This window comes from Acinetobacter chinensis, from assembly GCF_002165375.2.
Classification (GTDB): Bacteria; Pseudomonadota; Gammaproteobacteria; order Pseudomonadales; family Moraxellaceae; genus Acinetobacter; species Acinetobacter chinensis.
The window spans coordinates 284,121-301,043 of record NZ_CP032134.1 but is presented as its reverse complement, the minus strand read 5'-3'; the positions used below and the strand labels follow the sequence as shown (position 1 = coordinate 301,043).

Here is a 16,923-nt window from a genome sequence, read left to right as displayed (position 1 = left end):
AGCTCCCCAAGTTTCTAAGTAACGATACCGTTACAACAACAATGCCCGATCCCCAACAGATCGGGCGCTTTCCAGCCAACACAGATTAAATGGCTTTTTCGACCTGGCGAAATTCCAGTTCAACCTGAGTTGGGCGGTTAAATACATTGATCGTCAGCGTTAAACGTGACTTCTCATACTGAACTTCTTCCACCACACCTTTAAAGTCTGTGAATGGACCGTCAATAACAAGTAATTCTTCACCCGGCTCGAACATCGTCTTAGGACGAGGTGCTTCGCCTTTATTGTGTACACGTGCAAGAATCGCATCTGCTTCTTTTTGCGTAATCGGTGCAGGTTTTTCAGCCGTACCACCAATGAAACCCAATACTTTTGGACATTCTTTAACAATGTGCCAGGTTTCATCATTCATTTCCATTTCCACCAGGACATAACCTGGGAAAAATTTACGCTCAGACTTACGTTTCTTACCATCCTTCATTTCCACTACTTCTTCAGTAGGGACAAGGACTTCACCAAAGCTATCGGCAACAGCGCTACGCTGGATTCGATCATTAAGCGAACGCATCACTTGCTTTTCATAACCTGAATAGGCATGAATAATGTACCAACGTTTCATAGCTCTTTTACCCGATAATAAACTTCATCAACCAACCAAGTACGTAATCAAAACACCACAGAACAATGGATGCAATAACTACAACTGCAAGAACCTGCCACGATGTCGTTACAGTCTCCTGCTTTGTTGGCCATGTGACACGACGCAACTCAATTCGCGCATCTTTCAGCAAACGAACAAAGCCTTTGCCTTGATGGGTGGCGTATAATAAACCTAAAGCCACTACGATACAAGCCAAAATTACCCCAACACGCACCCAAACATCATTTGCAGGCGCCCAATAGGCTGGCAAATGTTGATTCGTCATCATGGCACCAACTAACAGAATCAGTGCAACAATCCATAGAACCACATCAAGTGGTGAGCCAGAATTAACAACTTCAGCAGAATTATTTCTTTGAGGGATTGGCGCGTCGCTTAATGCGTCACGCGATTTATCATTCGACATTTTTGTACTCGTCGTAGAATTCGCGACTTATTATATGACAATTTAGCCAGCATCAAGCATTTTTTTGAAAGCTGGCAGGCCAGGAGGGACTCGAACCCCCAACATTCGGTTTTGGAGACCGACGCTCTACCAATTGAACTACTGACCTGCAGTATAAACTGGAAACCGAAGTTTCCAGCTTAGAAACTTAACTTTTTATATTATGCAGTTACTTTCGCAACAACACCAGCACCAACTGTACGACCACCTTCACGGATCGCAAAACGTAGACCTGGGTCCATTGCGATTGGGTGGATCAGTTCTACTGACATTTCAACGTTGTCACCTGGCATAACCATTTCAACGCCTTCTTTAAGTGCAATCGCACCAGTTACGTCAGTTGTACGGAAGTAGAACTGTGGACGGTAACCGTTAAGGAATGGAGTGTGACGACCACCTTCTTCTTTAGAAAGTACATATACTTCCGCATCGAATTTAGTGTGTGGCTTGATTGTACCTGGTTTAGCAAGTACCTGACCACGCTGAACGTCTTCACGTTTAGTACCACGAAGAAGAACACCACAGTTCTCGCCCGCACGACCTTCGTCAAGAAGTTTACGGAACATTTCAACGCCAGTTACAGTTGTTTTAACTGTATCTTTAATACCAACGATTTCGATTTCTTCGCCGACTTTAACGATACCAGACTCAACACGGCCAGTTACTACTGTACCACGACCTGAGATAGAGAATACGTCTTCGATTGGCATAAGGAATGCTTTATCGATAGCACGCTCTGGCTCTGGGATATAAGTATCAAGCGCTTCAACAAGAGCAAGAACAGCTGGAACGCCGTACTGGTTGTCTTCACCGTTAAGTGCAGAAAGAGCTGAACCACGGATAACTGGAGTGTCATCGCCTGGGAAGTCATAAGTAGAAAGAAGTTCACGAACTTCCATTTCTACTAATTCAAGTAATTCTTCGTCATCAACAAGGTCACACTTGTTAAGGAATACAAGAATATAAGGTACACCAACCTGACGTGAAAGCAGGATGTGTTCACGAGTCTGTGGCATAGGACCATCAGTCGCAGCACATACAAGAATAGCACCATCCATCTGAGCAGCACCAGTGATCATGTTTTTAACATAATCGGCGTGACCTGGACAGTCAACGTGCGCATAGTGACGGATTGGAGAATCGTATTCTACGTGTGAAGTATTAATTGTAATACCACGTGCTTTTTCTTCAGGTGCAGAGTCAATTGCAGCGTAGTCTTTCGCTTCGCCACCAAAAGTTTTAGCACATACAGTTGCAATAGCAGCTGTTAAAGTTGTTTTACCATGGTCAACGTGACCGATTGTGCCCACGTTAACGTGTGGCTTATTACGTTCAAACTTAGCCTTAGCCATAATAATCATCCTCGTATACGTCGAACACGGTCTTAAACAACTCTGTATCGACATCACATCCAGAAAAACCGGATACCTGATACTTGAAAAGCAGACTAATAAGCCTGCTTTCTGAAATTTTGTGAACTGGTCACTAAACTGTAATCTGGAGCTCTTATCGAGATTTGAACTCGAGACCTCTCCCTTACCAAGGGAGTGCTCTACCACTGAGCTATAAGAGCAAAATCATCTTCGATGGAGCGGGAGACGAGGGTCGAACTCGCGACATGTAGCTTGGAAGGCTACCGCTCTACCAACTGAGCTACTCCCGCTTAATGTTGGTAATTACCACTTATCGAAGTGAAGTAATGGTGGTGAGAGAAGGATTCGAACCTTCGAAACTTTCGTGGCAGAGTTACAGTCTGCTCCCTTTGACCGCTCGGGAATCTCACCATTTACACTTACTTTCAGTGTTGCTCCTTTAACGATCGCTTAAAACTTTAAGATGGTGCCGGCACACGGATTCGAACTGTGGACCTACTGATTACAAGTCAGTTGCTCTACCAACTGAGCTATGCCGGCGTTTCTTAGTGTTTCGTACGTTTCGTATCGGAACGGTGTGCAGTTTAGCAAAACTCAGAATCCTTGCAAGTGTTTTTTTAAAAAAAACTGTCAAAAACTCATAAAATCAAACCATTTGATGATAATTCAACCGCTTTGATCACTGCGCGAGCTTTTATCTGGGTTTCATTCCACTCAGATTCTGGATTTGAGTCTGCAACAAGCCCTGCCCCTGCCTGTACATAGACCTTATTTTCACGAATCACACAGGTTCTGATCGCAATCGACATGTCCATTTCACCATGCCAGCCTAAATAACCAACAGCCCCACCAAAGATTCCACGTTTTACAGGCTCAACTTCATCAATAATTTCCATTGCACGGATTTTTGGTGCGCCAGAAAGTGTTCCTGCCGGGAATGTTGCTTTAAAAACATCCAAAGCATCAACATCATCACGCACTTCACCCTGTACATTGGACACAATATGCATGACATGCGAATAACGCTCGATCACCATTTGATCAGTGACTTGCACTTTACCGATTTTAGAGATGCGCCCCACATCATTTCGACCTAAGTCAATCAGCATTAAATGCTCTGCAATTTCTTTTTCATCAGAAAGCAGATCTTTTTCGAGCGCTAAATCTTCCTCTTTGGTTTTACCACGTGGGCGAGTACCCGCAAGTGGACGCACAGTCGCAATACCATTTTCAAGACGGGAAAGAATTTCAGGTGATGACCCCACAAGATGAAAGGGCTTCTGATCAGAGATCGTCTGCCCCTGCACAAGGAATAAATAAGGCGAAGGATTGAGATGACGCAAGGCACGATAAACCTGCAAAGGCTCACCATCAAAGTCCGACACCATACGATGCCCAGGAACCACCTGCATCACATCCCCTGCACGGATGTATTCTTTGACGGTTTCAATCGAAGCCAGATAGTTTTCTTTGCCTGTTAAGGACTCAAAATGTGGTGCTGTATGTTTCTTTGCCACCAGGCTGATCGGTGTCGCAAGTAAAGCCTCTATCTGATCCAGCTGCTGCTGGGCTTTTACATAAGCATCTGAATCCTGAATATCCGCATGCACGATCAAAAATAACGTATCTTTTAAATTATCAAAAACAATGACGGTTTTAGACAGCATCATCCATAAGTCAGGCAATCCAACCGGATCAGCTTCAGGTACATTTTTTAGACGTGGTTCGATATAACGTACAGAATCATAGCCAAAATACCCAACCAGGCCACCTGTAAAGCTTGGTAGTGCAGGAAGATCATCTTGAGTCGGTACTTTAAACTGCGCCAGAAAATCACGGATGAATTGAAATGGATCGCTACAATCCTGTGTTTCAATCTGACCGATTGGTGACTGAATGGTGAGTTGCCCTGCATTACAGGAGAACACAGTAGATTCACCTAGCCCAATGATCGAATAACGTGCCCAGTTTTCCCCACCTTCGACCGATTCAAATAAATAAGCCTGTTGATGTTCTTTCAAACGTGCAAATACAGATAATGGGGTATCTGTATCTGCCAGACGCTGACGATAGACTGGAATTAAGTTATAACCAGCAGATTTTAATTGTTCAAATTGCGCTAAAGTTGTCATGAGGAATTCTCTCTATTTTCGATATTACTAAGCTGGAATGCGATATTTCTAACTTAGTGACGCCATCGAAAAGCACTTTTGCTGTTCATTCCTCTTCCTTTCTTTACAACTTGTTTAAAAGCCCAATTCAACATTATTTTTTAAGCCAGAAGCTCGGTTAAATTATCAACCACTTGCTGAGGCTGGCAAAGATGAATATCTTCACCATGATTATAACCATAGCTGACCACAATACAATCAACCTCTGCACGGCGAGCAGCCTCAACATCATTACTTGAATCACCGACCATCAGGGTTTTTTCTTTGCTGCTCTGATAATGCTCCACACAGTAGTTCAGCTGAACTGGATCAGGTTTCCGCTTTTCAAAACGGTCACCACCAATCACATCCACGAAGTAATGATCCATATTTAAATCCATAAGGATTTGTCTTGCAGGTTGCTCTGGCTTATTGGTCACACAGATCAGCTTTTTATTGTTTTGAACACCCCAGTCCAGAAACTCCAGAATACCTGCAAATGGCAGTGTATCCACACAGGGTTCAGCATTGTAAATTTCCAGGAATGTATCCAGCAGCTGTTGATGCAATGCAGGATCGACCTCGCCTTTTAAATATTTTAATGTGCTTTCACAGAAAAGTGATGTGCCCTTACCAATCCAGACACGAACCTGTTGCTCAGTCACCAAAGGCAAATCCAGACGTGCCAGGCTCAGATTCATGGCTCGGTACAGATCAAAAGCTGAATCGACCAGCGTTCCATCCAGATCAAATAAAATCAGTTCCCGTTGATCAAGTTTTGCAATATCCATTGATTTCATCCGCAGCAGTAAAAACCAAAAATAAAAAAGGGCATGCGATTGCATGCCCCGAGTGTATCGCATTCGGCACTTATTTGAAGAACAGCCAGGCAATAATTGCAAGAATAATCAAAGCCACGATCGTCATCAGTCCAACAGATGCATTTTTCTGTTGTTCTTTTTCCTGCTCAACCCTGGATTCAACCTGTTCCACTTCCACCTGAGCAGGCTGCTCTGAAACAGCATGAATATCCACACCTTCTGGAATAGGGGCAGGTTTAGGCACTGAAATATTCTGTGGCATGCCATCACGGCTCAACTGAACACCAGCATCACGCTCTTTCAGATCAGGCATTCCCTGATCATTCATTTGCTGTGCTGCCGACTTTGGTGCTTCCGCTTCTTCTTCCACACCTGACAATGGCAATTCAGGCTCTACGGGATCAATCAGATCTTCTACGGCATGAAGCACAGAAAATTTAATACTGGCAAACTGTAAGGTATCACCATCCTTCAGACTGACTTCCTGATCAATCCGTAGATCATTGACATAAGTCCCGTTAGAAGAATTCAGATCCTGCACCCAGAGTTCCTGATCCTTTAACAGTAATGCTGCATGTTTACGGGAAACCTCTCCAGATTGCAGCATAAGGTCTGCTTCCTGATGACGACCGACCAGCATATCCTGTTCAATACTGATTTCCTGCCCCGCAGCATCACCAGTGAGTGCCTGTATTTTCCAAGTCATGAATAATTTCTCAGTTTCAGTTTTTCATCATAATAACATGTCATTTAAAGCATGCTCAGCATTCACTGCTTACATTAAGAACCCGAACGCAAAGTTGTGGTTGTCACTGTATTACGGGTTTTCTGTACATCCTGCTTAGGCTCGACAACCTGACGCTGAACTGCAGGCTCTATTGCCACAGGTGTGGTTACAGCTCCCTGAGCTGACGATTGTGCGCCCCCTGAAGGTACTTTACTGTAATCCTGTACTGCCGGAGCCGATGGTGTGACCGGTATGCGCTGCTGATAAACATCTTCTAAATTTTCAGGCAGTTTGGCAAAGCTTCCATCTCTGTCCATAGCCAGCTGCAGACTGTAAAGCTGACTGTATCTCTGCTGAGAAATCTTACGGACATCCGCGCTGTCACCTACAATCGTCGGATGAATAAAGACCAGCAGATTGCGCTTTTCATTTGACTTTGAATCTGAACGGAACAGACGACCAATCCCAGGAATTGCTCCCAGACCAGGAACTGCCTGACGGCTGTACATCGAGTTATCTGAAATCAGACCGCCCAGTACAATGGTCTGCCCATGTTCTGCCAGGATGGAAGTTTTAATCGCACGTTTACTGGTGACAAGATCCTGTGCATCCCCTTTATCCTGTACCGCTGAAACTTCCTGTTCAACCTCAAGACGAACCGAACCACCTTCACCAATATGCGGTACAACTTTTAAAGTCACACCGACATCCTTACGCTCCACGGAGGTATAAGGATTGACTGTTCCGCCAGAACCCGTGCTGACCGAACCTGTAATGAACGGTACGTTCTGACCGACCACAATGTATGCCTCTTCATTGTCCATGGTCACAATGGATGGTGTGGACAGCAGATTGGATTTGGTATTTTTCTTCAATGCCTGAATCAGTGCGCCATACAGTCTGCGCGAACCATCCTTGCCTTCTTTATAATCCCCCAGAATCAGTGATGATCCACTCATACCTGCAGCCGCTTTACCCAGTCCTGCTGTTCCACCAGTCAGATAACCACCCGCCAGCCCCGCAAGGCTTGAACCGACATTATCAAAACTGATCAGCCCTACACCACTGCTTAAATCACCCAGCGCCCACTGCACACCGAGCTGATCAGCATCATTACCTTCAACTTCTATAATTGCAGCTTCAATCAGCACCTGCTGACGACGGGTATCCAGCTGCTGGACAGCCGATTCAATTTCACGCATCAGCTGAGGATCAGCCTTGACCACCAGTGCATTCTGAGAACTGTCCGCAATAATACTGATTCCGTTCCCACTGAAACTGCTGATGCTGTTCTGACTGGAACTGGAGGAATTACCGCCCAGACTGATTCCAGGTGTGTTAATACCCGTAGAGCCAGTATTTTGGCTATTAGAACTGTTACTGTTATTGCCATTTATCAGGCTGTTGACTGAGTTGTTGTTCGTGGACGATGAACTGTCATTTTTAGAAGAAGAAACTGCCTGCCCTGTCACCAGCCCCTGTAAAATTTCAGCCAGATTTTTTGCACTGGCATATTTCAGACGGAATACTTTCAGACCACCAAGACGGTCTGCTGCTGGCACATCCAGCATTTCAATGGTCTGACGGATCCGTTTGCGTGATGCAGGATCACCCTTGATCAGAATACGGTTGGTTCTGCTGTCAGCAATAATACGGACTCTTGAGCCTTTGGGATCTTTTGAAGCACCGGTCGAACTCATGGAATCCAGCAGCGCAATGATTTCTTCAGCCTGACTGGACTGTAAAGTCACAGACTCAATATCATTCTGTCCCGTTCCATCCAGGTTACGGATAATGGTTTCCAGCTGATAAATATTACTCGCCCGGTCAGACACAATCAGTGCATTGGTTCCTGCCACTGCAGACATATGTGCAAACTGAGGCATCAGAGGGCGCAGAGCGGGAATCAGATCATTGGGATTGGTGTTTTCAAGCCAGATGACGCGAGTCACTATCTGATCGCCTGTTGCACGGTTGCGTGCATCGTAAGGAATCCCTGAGCTTTTGACATTACTGTCCGGCACCAGCCTGATGGTGTTGCCTGAAGGAATCGCCACCACACCATTTACATTCAGAACCCCAAGAAACAGGTCATAGACTTCACTTTTATTCAACGGTTTATTGGAAATGACGGTTACATTGCCACGCACCCGTGGATCAACGGCAAAGTTTTTACCCGTAATATCTGCCACTTCATTAATAAATGCAGTTAAGTCCGCATCACGCAGATTAATTTTCCAGGTCTGTGCATACGTTGCAGTGCTCAGCATTGCAACCAGCGGTGCGCCTGCCAGTAATGCCCAAAGTGGACGCTCATGATTCAATAAAGCCATAACCTGTTGTGTTTCCTAACCCATTAGGTGATTACGCATCACTTAAAAATCCTGTTGTATGGTCATCACCTGATCACCACGTTTTACTTCGAGTTTTACCTGTCCTTCACGGCGTGCCTGTTCAAGCAACTGCGCATCCGACTGTCCCTGCCCCACGGTCTGTCCATTCAGAGACATAATTTTATCACCCGGTTGCAGACCCAGTTTGGAACGCAGTGCAGCCGGTGTTCTTGACGTCACTTCATAACCACTGCCACCTGATGCATTGACCCCCATATCACGCAGATACTGTTCCCTGTCTTCCTGCATTTTCTGTACTGCCTGACCTACAGCATTCTGCTCACTGGTCTGTGAGGGTGGCTGATAAGACTGAGCCGGTGCAGAAGCTGCAGGCGCTACAGAAGGCTGAACAATGGGCTGATTCAGACCATTTTCAATCCCCTTGAAACGAAGCTCCTTGGTTGCACCACTGCTGTTTCTCAAAACCACATGATCCCAGTACACTTCCGCCAGCTGATAAGAGGTCGTATCAATGCTTTCACCCACCCGGTATCTTTCAGCGGTTTCATTAAGCTTAATCACTGCCGAGGAAAACTGACTCGGATAACCGACCACAACACCCTGCAGCAATAAATTCAGATTGTCATCTGCCGCTGTACGACCCGCTTCCTGAAACAGAGAAAATGAAGAAATACTGGGAATCTGAGGCTGCTGAGATCCCAGCTCAACACGTTCAATCTGCATCACCTGCGGAGGTGCAATCAGCAACCAGAACAGGGAAGCCAGTTTCCAGCACAATAACAGCACCAGAACCACCAGCACGGCTGGCGCAACCCGATCAGCCTGCTTCAGGTTCAACTGTTGCAGCTTTTCCATAAAACCGGTCATTGAATACCTCCCCGAAGTAATGGCTGACGGGTACTGATCACATAAGTATCCAGCCCTGCCTTACCATTATAAGAAGCAATATTCATTAAAAACCGCTGGGTCAGCTGTACATCCGTCATCATTTCCTGATCCAGTGTGAGGTTGACCATTTTCTGGTCCCGCTGATCCCGTATATCAAAAATCAGTTTATTGTTATCTTCTGTCAACGCACCTTTTAAGGATGGAACATTCATCTGTTCCTGACGCTGAGCATAGGTATAAATCAGTTCCCCACCGCCCCAGAGCAGTTGCCCTTCGGCCTGCGAAAAACCCTGACCTTTTTTAAAATTAAAGCTGACATCCTTTAACTGAACCGGATTTGTCGGCCATTGCCAGTCCGCCAGTGTTTTTAAAGTTTCTGCGGCAATCTGCCCCGTCATGGACTTGATGATCAGTTTTTTTCCAGCACCATAAGCGACAGTGCCCTGAAGCTGTGTATTGCCACTATGTACTTCAACATCAGCACCTGCCCGCAGTAAAATCAGATCCAGGGGACGGGTTTTCCAGGCAAGCGTGCCTTTCAGCTGCCCTCTCTGCCAGTCTGCCTGCCCCTGCCAGATATTGCCACTGACATTCTGTAAAGTCTGATTGTTTTTGTAAAATCTGGAAATCAGCCATGCTGCCGGTATCTGCAGCAACACAAAAATTAAAAATGCGATGATGGCAAAAATCCACCATTTTAAAAATCGGGGTTTACTTATCATCCCACCATAACCAGTAATCTATTATTTTCCTGAACAGACTTTCATTGTCGTTTGTCATCATTATGCATACTTTTTTTACAACGCCAATGCAGGATAGAAAAAAACCAGGCATAAAAGCCTGGTTTCAGCAATCTAAGTCATCAAAATGACAGTTCCATGAAACTTAGATCAGAAAATCTTCAAGTTTTGCACCTTTTTCAAGTTCAGCAACCAACCAGCGTGGCTGTTTACCGCGACCCGTCCAGGTTTCAGATGGATTGCTTTTACTTCTGTAGCGTGGCTCTACCGATTTGCGTGTGCCTTTTTTACGTTTGCTTGAACCGTACTCAAGAATCTGTTCGATACTTAGACCAACTTTATCTGCAATATCAAGAATCTGATTATAAGCATCTTCTACAGCCTGATCTTTTTTGGATGCAATTAATGCCTCTGCTTCAACCTGTAAACGCTTTAACTCTTCAACTGATAAATTACTGATGTCTGGCATCATAATCACTCCAAATAAAATATTTATAGTTTATTTAATTAAACATCCACATAATATTTTTATTCACAATATTATTCAATATGTATTTTAACTTAATAACAATACCGAAACATAAAATCAAATCCTATATCATTATAGGGAATTATAATCAGTTCCTGCTTCAGTTAATAATATGTCCCGCCCGACTTTCCATCTCTGTCACATTGTGACGTATATTTTCAGGTATGGCTGTCTTTCTGCCATTTTCACGATCAACACAGACCACGACAGCATCCCCTGTCGCAACAACTGCCTGCTGAGCTTCACTCCACAGCACATAGACCATACGGACAGCACTGTTACGCATTTCTTCAATACGGGTACCGATCTTTAAGGTATCTGGATAAAATACCGGTTGTAAATATCTGCACTGACTTGAAGCAACAACCGTATTTACATTTTCCTGAAAAATATTCAACTCATCGAAATAAGCAATACGCGCACTTTCAATATAGCGATAATACATCACATTATTGACATGACCAAAAGCATCCATATCGCCCCATGCGACCTTCTGCTCATATACCACGGGATATTCTGACAGTTCTGACATAAGCATCCTAAATTTTAATTTCCATAAAACCTGCGTTATTTTCAAAAATTGAATTTAACTGTTTAATTAACTGGTCATTATCTTTAAAACCAGACTTAATCCTTAAATAATTCATTAATACATGGTCGGGATATAATACCAGTAACTGTTCTGCTTCTTCCGTCCGACCTGTCGCATTGAGCACATGCCATTTTGCAAAACTCAGTACAGGTAATGACGGATATTTTTCTTCCCAGTACATAATCTTCTGTTCTACCTGAATATAATCAGGATTTTGCTTTAACAGCTGTTGCTGGAACCATAAATAAAACACATCCTGATCAAACTGCTGATCCAGCAGATGCAGTGCAAGTGCTTCATGCTGCTCACTCATTTCAGGCAACCTGGAAAGAACCTTTAACCACAGTGTTTTAATTTCAGAATTGCGCAGATATACCTGATCACCCAGTGCTTCATAACGCTGCTTTAAATCCTGAAGATTTTCCACAGTCGCCTGATCAAAATGCTGTAACAGCTGTTCAAGCCATGCCTGCTTATGAGCTGCATCCAGATGCCCATAACGGGTCGATCTCAGATATCCCCAGGGAAAACAGAAAGCAAATTTACCCCAAAGCTCATTCAGTTTAATTTCGTAAGCATTTCTGACATTTTTCAGCCAGGGCGAAAGCTCATGCTGAGTGAGAAATTCAAGATGAGTCAGTGCTTTTTCTTCATCGTTCTGCGCCAGATAAATTTCAATACGCTGAATTTCTGCAAGTTCAAAGGCTGAAGCACTGACTGTATTTAAGGCTTCAAGTGCCTGAGGAAACTGCTGCTGCATCCAGTAGAGACGTGAATCAATCACCCCTTTCAGCAGACCCGACTGCGCAAATACATTCTGAACAAAATCCTGCTGATCATTTGATGCCTCAAGCAACCAGATCACACCCAGCTGCTCGTAGGGATGCAGGTTTTTAAAATCAAATACCGTTTCAATTTTTCGCTTTTCCCGACTGAGATAGCGTTTAACCCCAAGCCAGATAAGCTGAATACAGAAACTGAACAGCGCTAGAAAAACAAACAGAACCCAGACATTGGTCTGCACCTGCGTTTCACGCCAGTGAATATACACATAGCCTGCCCCATAGCCATAGCTGAATACACTTAATAAAGCGACGATCAGGAGAATGACAAAAACGTGAGCAAATATAATCTGTTTCATAATATTTACCCCAGCAGCGCCCTGGTGCTTAAATCAGGAACAGCAATCACTGTCTCAGTTCGGATACTGTTCAGCTGCTTTTCAAGCAATCGAGCCTGTTGATCAGGCAACTGCTTCAGCAGTGTCCCAACAGCATTCAGCTCAAACTGGTACTCCGTATACTGCCCGTTTGCGAGGAGCTGCCTTGCAAGCAATAAACGCAACTGAGCTTCCTTGAGCACAATCTGTCTGTTCAGCAACAGGGCTGATGGTGCTTCTGCTGATTCGACGGTCAGCCACTTCTGCCAGAAATGACCTGAGTCCTGCGCTGCAGGTTCCGGTTGCTGTTTTGCAGCAGCAACCAGCTGCGCATCTATCTGCTGTAACAGTTTAGCTGTCCGCTCATTCTGCTCTGACCGTGCTTTGATAAACTGGAGAATAATCTCTCTGTCTTTCTGCAAGGACTGCTTCAGGCTCAATCTAAGCGCAGGTGCTATCAGATACTGATCCAGAGCACTGTCAAGTGCAGTTAACCGATCCAGTGCCATCGGGTACTTCTGTTGCTGAAGGGCAAACGCTACAAAATCCAGCTGCTGTTTAATCAACACAGCAGGATTAATGGCTGTTTCAGGAAGCTCAGCATCTGCTGTATTTTTTTGTGGGATTTCTTCATGTCCCTTTTGCTCATCGGGCTGACGCTGCAGTGCCGCCAGCTGATCATTCAATACTGCGTTGCTTTTTTCTGCCTGATGCAGCTCTGACTGCAGTTCAGTCTGTTGAGATGAAATCTGCATAACACTGTAACTCAGCCAGGACATCCAGCCCAGACCGACCAACAGTAAGAATATGAGCAACTTTTTCATTTATTTCCCTGCACAGAGGCAATCTGCCGAAGTATTGTGCCTGATTTTAAATCAGTTAATTGTGACAGTTTTATTTTTTGTTGATGTTCCTGCTGATAACGGAACAACAGTCCGTACAGACGCTCACCCAGGACAAAACAGTGACATTTCTGCAGCAGATTCTCCTGCCCCTGAAGCAGTTCAAGCCAGTTCAGCCAGCTGGCTTCACTGCTGATCAGCACATAAGGTTCAGTTGAAACTGACAGCAGCTGAATCAGAGCTTCACGCTTATACAGTGTTTCTTCAGGGCATCTGCGTGTATAAAGCAGAAAGTTCAGGATTTTCATGCCTGCCTCATGCAGACTTTCCATCATGAACTGACGTCCACCTTCACCCCGCCAGAAAGCAATCACACTGCCTGCCTGAAGTTGTTGCAGCACATCCAGTTTCAGCATTCCTTCTGAGGTTTCAACTTCAGGTGCTGTACTTTCAATTCCATACTCAAGCAAAGTCTGAGCTGTCTTTTCCCCAACAGCAATCCACTGAATATGCTGTAACTGCTCAGGGCTTCTGCCTGTAGATTTCAGCCTCTGCATTCCAAAATGTACTGCCGACGGACTGACTGCAACTATAACCTGAGCACGCTCTATCTGTTCATAGAGGTCTTTCAGAGTCTCTGACCATTCTGTCTGAATCAGTTCCAACAAAGGAAGCTCAAACACCTGAACACCTTCACGGTATAATGCCCGATTCAGGGGATCAGCCCGATCGGCAGGTCTTGTATTGATAAACAGTGCTGAATTCATAAATTAATGCAGGGCTTTCAGCAGCTCACCAGCCCCTAAAGCCAGTAACTGTTTTGCAAGTGCAATGCCTGTTTCTTCCGCCTGTTCAGGCTGACCGGACTGTTCAGCTTTCAGCAGTGTTAATCCATCAAGACTGCCTACACGACCTTCCATATGAACCTCACCCTGGCGCAGTGTTGCAAAACCTGCAATCGGAACCTGACAACCACCCTCAAGATAAGCATTGAACGCACGTTCAGCACGGACACAGACATTGGTTTCATCGTGCATGAGAGGTAAAATCAGATTCAGTACATCTGTATCACCCTCACGGCATTCAAGCCCCAGTGCGCCCTGCCCAACAGCCGGCAGACTCAGTTCAGGATCAAGGGTATGGCGGATACGCTCAGACAGCTCAAGACGTTTCAGTCCTGCACTTGCCAGGATAATGGCATCGTACTGACCATCATCGAGCTTGGACAGACGTGTTCCAACATTACCGCGTAAATCAATAATGTTCAGGTCTGGACGGCTTTTTAAAATCTGACATTTGCGACGCAGACTGGACGTACCGACACGGGCACCCTGCGGTAAGTCTGCAAAACTTGCATAGGTATTGGAAACAAAGGCATCCAGCGGATCTTCACGCTCACAGATGACCGCCAGGCTCAGCCCTTCAGGCAACTGCATCGGAACATCCTTCATGGAGTGGACTGCAAGATCAGCACGACCATCCATCAGTGCAGCTTCAAGTTCTTTTACAAAAAGCCCTTTTCCACCAATTTTTGCCAGCGGCGTATCCAGAATTTTATCGCCCTGAGTCACAAAAGTGACGAGTTCAACTGTTAAATCCGCATACATATTTTCAAGGCGTGCACGGATGTGTTCCGCCTGCCATAGAGCAAGTGGACTTTGACGGGTTGCGATCTTCAGGGTTTTCATAGTATCTGCTGATAAGAATAATTTATGACTTATTCTAAACTTAACCTGATCGCGATAAAAAGCAAGCCTATTTATTTTTTGTTGTTGAAACTCACACAGATATTCTCTGTATCAAAGTTTCTGAATCCTCTCCCTGAGACCAGGCAAATGCCTGCGGCTGACTGCAAGACGCTCATCCAGCTCCCGACAGCGAACCTGATACTGCCCTGAGCTGACCACTTCCAGCCCATCCAGGAAGTGAATGGAAACCAGCGCATTCCGATGAATGCGGATAAACTGATCCCCAAACTCCGTTTCAAGGTCTTTTAATGTTTCATCAATCAGTACACTGCCATTTTTATGGCGGACTGTGACATATTTTTGATCTGCCAGAAAATAATAAATATTTTCGACAGGCACCAGCTCTACACCACGATATGTTTTCGCAGCAATCTGGTGACGTTTTACATTGAGTTCATCCATAATTTCTTTTTGTTTTAAATTGCTCATCTGTGCCTGAGTCAGTTTGGTTAAATGGTCTAAAACCTTTTGCAGTTCCTGTTGCATTACCGGTTTCAGCAGATATCCGTCTGCATGCGATCTGAACGCTTCAAGCGCATGATCATCATAAGCGGTACAAAACACAATGGCTGGCATTGGGTCAAGCTGGCGCAGTTCATGTGCACAACTCAATCCATCCATTCCTGGCATTTGAATATCCAGTAAAACGACATCCGGCAGATACTGTTCGGCAAGCTCCAGCGCCTGTAAACCATGTGTAGCAGTCGCCACAACATTGTGTCCAAGCTGAATGACCAGACGTGATAATCGCTCAATTGCGAGGATTTCATCATCACAGATCAGGATGTCCATATCTCCTCCTTTTCAGTCTGTCAGTTATTTTTATAGGCTGACTGTCATTTATTTATAACGGTATTGAACAACCGTGGTAAACATACCATCCCCAGCATAGGTCTGAAATACAACACTCTGACCATAATATGCTTCAAGCCGTTGTTTCACATTTTTAACAGCAAGACCATGTCCCTGTCGTGGATTTATTTTATCGTGAATATACGGGTTAGTAATGACGATATTGACTTGATTTTGCAATATTTCGATCAATATGCTTATCGTACTCTTCGTCAGGATTTTTTCAACTCCATGAAAAATACTATTTTCAAGTAAGGGCTGTAAAGTCAATAAAGGTATCTGCACTCTGGAAAATGCAGTTTCATTCACCAGTTTCCATTCCACATGCAGTCGGTCTCCCAGCCGGATCTGCTCAATATCAAGATAACGCTGACACAGATCCACTTCATCGCGGACACTGACCAGCTTAAGCTCCTGCAGGCTTGCCCTGAACAGACGTGACAGATTTAACAGCATCTGCTCTGCTTTATCAGGATCAATCGCAATCAGACTGATGACATTATTCAGACTGTTGAACAGAAAATGCGGGTGTATTCTTGCCTGCATTGCCTGAATACGCGCATTCAGTTCACTGTTCTGCTGCTGCATCCATTGTTCACGGATAAAAAGATAGCGAAAACAGAATGCTCCAAGCAACATACCATAACTTAAATGTAAAACCACACCATGCAGCAGAATACCTGCACTCAATCCATTCAGGGTGAAGAACTGCCCAAAGTAAATCAGTACATTCATACTGAGGGTGGTCACAAAAATAATGCCCTGAAGTAACAGAAAACCGATCAGCAGTGTTTTACTCAGACTGTACTGACTGATTTTTTTCTCAAGCAGTCCAATAAAAGCGGTAAATGAAAGCAGTATCCAGTTGATATACAGCATATGCAGAATCAGCCGTACAGGGTCAAGCGCCTGCCATGACTGAGCTTCTGCCAGTGCCAGCAGCATACTTAAAATATTGCCTGCAATGAACAGCTCCAGATAATGCTGAGACTGACCTACACGGGTGAAAAAATATGAATGGCGCAGATTATTCTCCTACTGA

At 44.7% G+C, this 16,923-nt stretch carries 17 protein-coding genes and 5 tRNA genes; all 22 read right to left on the bottom strand.

The features are described 5' to 3' along the window. Window positions 1–85: 85 nt before the first annotated feature. Entirely contained in the window at window positions 86–619 is a 534-nt protein-coding gene (nusG, locus tag CDG60_RS02235; protein ID WP_087512580.1) for a transcription termination/antitermination protein NusG, read from the bottom strand. 7 nt (window positions 620–626) lie between these two features. After that, the gene (gene secE, locus CDG60_RS02230) at window positions 627–1,067 is read right to left on the bottom strand and encodes a preprotein translocase subunit SecE (protein ID WP_087512579.1); all 441 of its coding nucleotides are present in this window, start codon (window positions 1,065–1,067) and stop codon (window positions 627–629) included. 72 nt (window positions 1,068–1,139) lie between these two features. Next, window positions 1,140–1,215, bottom strand: a tRNA-Trp gene (locus CDG60_RS02225). A gap of 52 nt (window positions 1,216–1,267) precedes the next feature. Further along, window positions 1,268–2,458 (bottom strand): elongation factor Tu, encoded by a 1,191-nt coding sequence (gene tuf, locus CDG60_RS02220; RefSeq protein WP_118998476.1) that lies wholly within the window; start codon window positions 2,456–2,458, stop codon window positions 1,268–1,270. 146 nt (window positions 2,459–2,604) lie between these two features. Then, window positions 2,605–2,679: transfer RNA gene (locus CDG60_RS02215), tRNA-Thr, on the bottom strand. Window positions 2,680–2,693: 14 nt separating this feature from the next. Continuing rightward, window positions 2,694–2,769 (bottom strand) — tRNA-Gly (locus CDG60_RS02210). Window positions 2,770–2,806: 37 nt separating this feature from the next. Next, a tRNA-Tyr gene (locus CDG60_RS02205) sits at window positions 2,807–2,890 on the bottom strand. Between the two features lie 53 nt (window positions 2,891–2,943). Beyond that, window positions 2,944–3,019: transfer RNA gene (locus CDG60_RS02200), tRNA-Thr, on the bottom strand. 98 nt (window positions 3,020–3,117) lie between these two features. Beyond that, on the bottom strand, window positions 3,118–4,611 hold the full coding sequence (gene trpE, locus CDG60_RS02195) for an anthranilate synthase component I (protein WP_087513607.1): 1,494 nt from the start codon (window positions 4,609–4,611) through the stop codon (window positions 3,118–3,120). A gap of 140 nt (window positions 4,612–4,751) precedes the next feature. Beyond that, a complete protein-coding gene (locus CDG60_RS02190; RefSeq protein ID WP_087513614.1) occupies window positions 4,752–5,420 on the bottom strand; it encodes an HAD-IA family hydrolase in 669 nt (222 codons plus the stop codon). A gap of 79 nt (window positions 5,421–5,499) precedes the next feature. Beyond that, window positions 5,500–6,156 carry an FHA domain-containing protein gene (locus CDG60_RS02185; RefSeq protein ID WP_087513606.1) on the bottom strand — a complete coding sequence of 219 codons (657 nt, stop codon included), beginning with the start codon at window positions 6,154–6,156 and terminating at the stop codon, window positions 5,500–5,502. A 74-nt stretch (window positions 6,157–6,230) separates the two neighbouring features. Further along, window positions 6,231–8,510: a type II secretion system secretin GspD gene (gene gspD / locus CDG60_RS02180; protein WP_087513605.1), complete on the bottom strand. Its 2,280-nt coding sequence runs from the start codon at window positions 8,508–8,510 to the stop codon at window positions 6,231–6,233. A 42-nt stretch (window positions 8,511–8,552) separates the two neighbouring features. After that, the gene (locus tag CDG60_RS02175; RefSeq protein WP_087513604.1) at window positions 8,553–9,398 is read right to left on the bottom strand and encodes a type II secretion system protein N; all 846 of its coding nucleotides are present in this window, start codon (window positions 9,396–9,398) and stop codon (window positions 8,553–8,555) included. Next, the gene (gene gspN, locus CDG60_RS02170) at window positions 9,395–10,141 is read right to left on the bottom strand and encodes a type II secretion system protein N (protein ID WP_087513603.1); all 747 of its coding nucleotides are present in this window, start codon (window positions 10,139–10,141) and stop codon (window positions 9,395–9,397) included. Before gspN ends, CDG60_RS02175 begins: the two co-directional genes overlap by 4 nt. Before the next feature lie 163 nt (window positions 10,142–10,304). Continuing rightward, window positions 10,305–10,631: an H-NS histone family protein gene (locus CDG60_RS02165; RefSeq protein WP_087513602.1), complete on the bottom strand. Its 327-nt coding sequence runs from the start codon at window positions 10,629–10,631 to the stop codon at window positions 10,305–10,307. A 157-nt stretch (window positions 10,632–10,788) separates the two neighbouring features. Beyond that, the gene (locus CDG60_RS02160; RefSeq protein ID WP_087513613.1) at window positions 10,789–11,220 is read right to left on the bottom strand and encodes an acyl-CoA thioesterase; all 432 of its coding nucleotides are present in this window, start codon (window positions 11,218–11,220) and stop codon (window positions 10,789–10,791) included. 7 nt (window positions 11,221–11,227) lie between these two features. Next, window positions 11,228–12,421, bottom strand: coding sequence for a hypothetical protein (locus CDG60_RS02155; RefSeq protein ID WP_087513601.1), 1,194 nt, complete (start codon window positions 12,419–12,421; stop codon window positions 11,228–11,230). A gap of 5 nt (window positions 12,422–12,426) precedes the next feature. Further along, window positions 12,427–13,263: a hypothetical protein gene (locus CDG60_RS02150; RefSeq protein ID WP_087513600.1), complete on the bottom strand. Its 837-nt coding sequence runs from the start codon at window positions 13,261–13,263 to the stop codon at window positions 12,427–12,429. After that, window positions 13,260–14,048, bottom strand: coding sequence for a uroporphyrinogen-III synthase (locus CDG60_RS02145; RefSeq protein WP_087513599.1), 789 nt, complete (start codon window positions 14,046–14,048; stop codon window positions 13,260–13,262). Before CDG60_RS02145 ends, CDG60_RS02150 begins: the two co-directional genes overlap by 4 nt. Window positions 14,049–14,051: 3 nt before the next feature. Next, window positions 14,052–14,969, bottom strand: a complete 918-nt coding sequence (hemC, locus tag CDG60_RS02140) for a hydroxymethylbilane synthase (RefSeq protein WP_087513598.1) — start codon at window positions 14,967–14,969, stop codon at window positions 14,052–14,054. 111 nt (window positions 14,970–15,080) lie between these two features. Continuing rightward, entirely contained in the window at window positions 15,081–15,821 is a 741-nt protein-coding gene (locus CDG60_RS02135; RefSeq protein ID WP_087513597.1) for a LytR/AlgR family response regulator transcription factor, read from the bottom strand. 48 nt (window positions 15,822–15,869) lie between these two features. Further along, the gene (locus CDG60_RS02130; RefSeq protein WP_087513596.1) at window positions 15,870–16,907 is read right to left on the bottom strand and encodes a sensor histidine kinase; all 1,038 of its coding nucleotides are present in this window, start codon (window positions 16,905–16,907) and stop codon (window positions 15,870–15,872) included. Window positions 16,908–16,923: the final 16 nt, after the last annotated feature.

What these genes read in the sequence shown, in the direction of transcription:
- gspD (WP_087513605.1), bottom strand. Translation starts at nt 8,510, where the DNA reads ATGGCTTTATTGAATCATGAGCGTCCACTTTGGGCATTACTGGCAGGC.
- hemC (WP_087513598.1), bottom strand. Translation starts at nt 14,969, where the DNA reads ATGAAAACCCTGAAGATCGCAACCCGTCAAAGTCCACTTGCTCTATGG.
- secE (WP_087512579.1), bottom strand. Translation starts at nt 1,067, where the DNA reads ATGTCGAATGATAAATCGCGTGACGCATTAAGCGACGCGCCAATCCCT.
- CDG60_RS02155 (WP_087513601.1), bottom strand. Translation starts at nt 12,421, where the DNA reads ATGAAACAGATTATATTTGCTCACGTTTTTGTCATTCTCCTGATCGTC.
- CDG60_RS02165 (WP_087513602.1), bottom strand. Translation starts at nt 10,631, where the DNA reads ATGATGCCAGACATCAGTAATTTATCAGTTGAAGAGTTAAAGCGTTTA.
- CDG60_RS02160 (WP_087513613.1), bottom strand. Translation starts at nt 11,220, where the DNA reads ATGTCAGAACTGTCAGAATATCCCGTGGTATATGAGCAGAAGGTCGCA.
- tuf (WP_118998476.1), bottom strand. Translation starts at nt 2,458, where the DNA reads ATGGCTAAGGCTAAGTTTGAACGTAATAAGCCACACGTTAACGTGGGC.
- CDG60_RS02150 (WP_087513600.1), bottom strand. Translation starts at nt 13,263, where the DNA reads ATGAAAAAGTTGCTCATATTCTTACTGTTGGTCGGTCTGGGCTGGATG.
- CDG60_RS02185 (WP_087513606.1), bottom strand. Translation starts at nt 6,156, where the DNA reads ATGACTTGGAAAATACAGGCACTCACTGGTGATGCTGCGGGGCAGGAA.
- CDG60_RS02135 (WP_087513597.1), bottom strand. Translation starts at nt 15,821, where the DNA reads ATGGACATCCTGATCTGTGATGATGAAATCCTCGCAATTGAGCGATTA.
- CDG60_RS02145 (WP_087513599.1), bottom strand. Translation starts at nt 14,048, where the DNA reads ATGAATTCAGCACTGTTTATCAATACAAGACCTGCCGATCGGGCTGAT.
- nusG (WP_087512580.1), bottom strand. Translation starts at nt 619, where the DNA reads ATGAAACGTTGGTACATTATTCATGCCTATTCAGGTTATGAAAAGCAA.
- CDG60_RS02175 (WP_087513604.1), bottom strand. Translation starts at nt 9,398, where the DNA reads ATGACCGGTTTTATGGAAAAGCTGCAACAGTTGAACCTGAAGCAGGCT.
- trpE (WP_087513607.1), bottom strand. Translation starts at nt 4,611, where the DNA reads ATGACAACTTTAGCGCAATTTGAACAATTAAAATCTGCTGGTTATAAC.
- CDG60_RS02190 (WP_087513614.1), bottom strand. Translation starts at nt 5,420, where the DNA reads ATGGATATTGCAAAACTTGATCAACGGGAACTGATTTTATTTGATCTG.
- gspN (WP_087513603.1), bottom strand. Translation starts at nt 10,141, where the DNA reads ATGATAAGTAAACCCCGATTTTTAAAATGGTGGATTTTTGCCATCATC.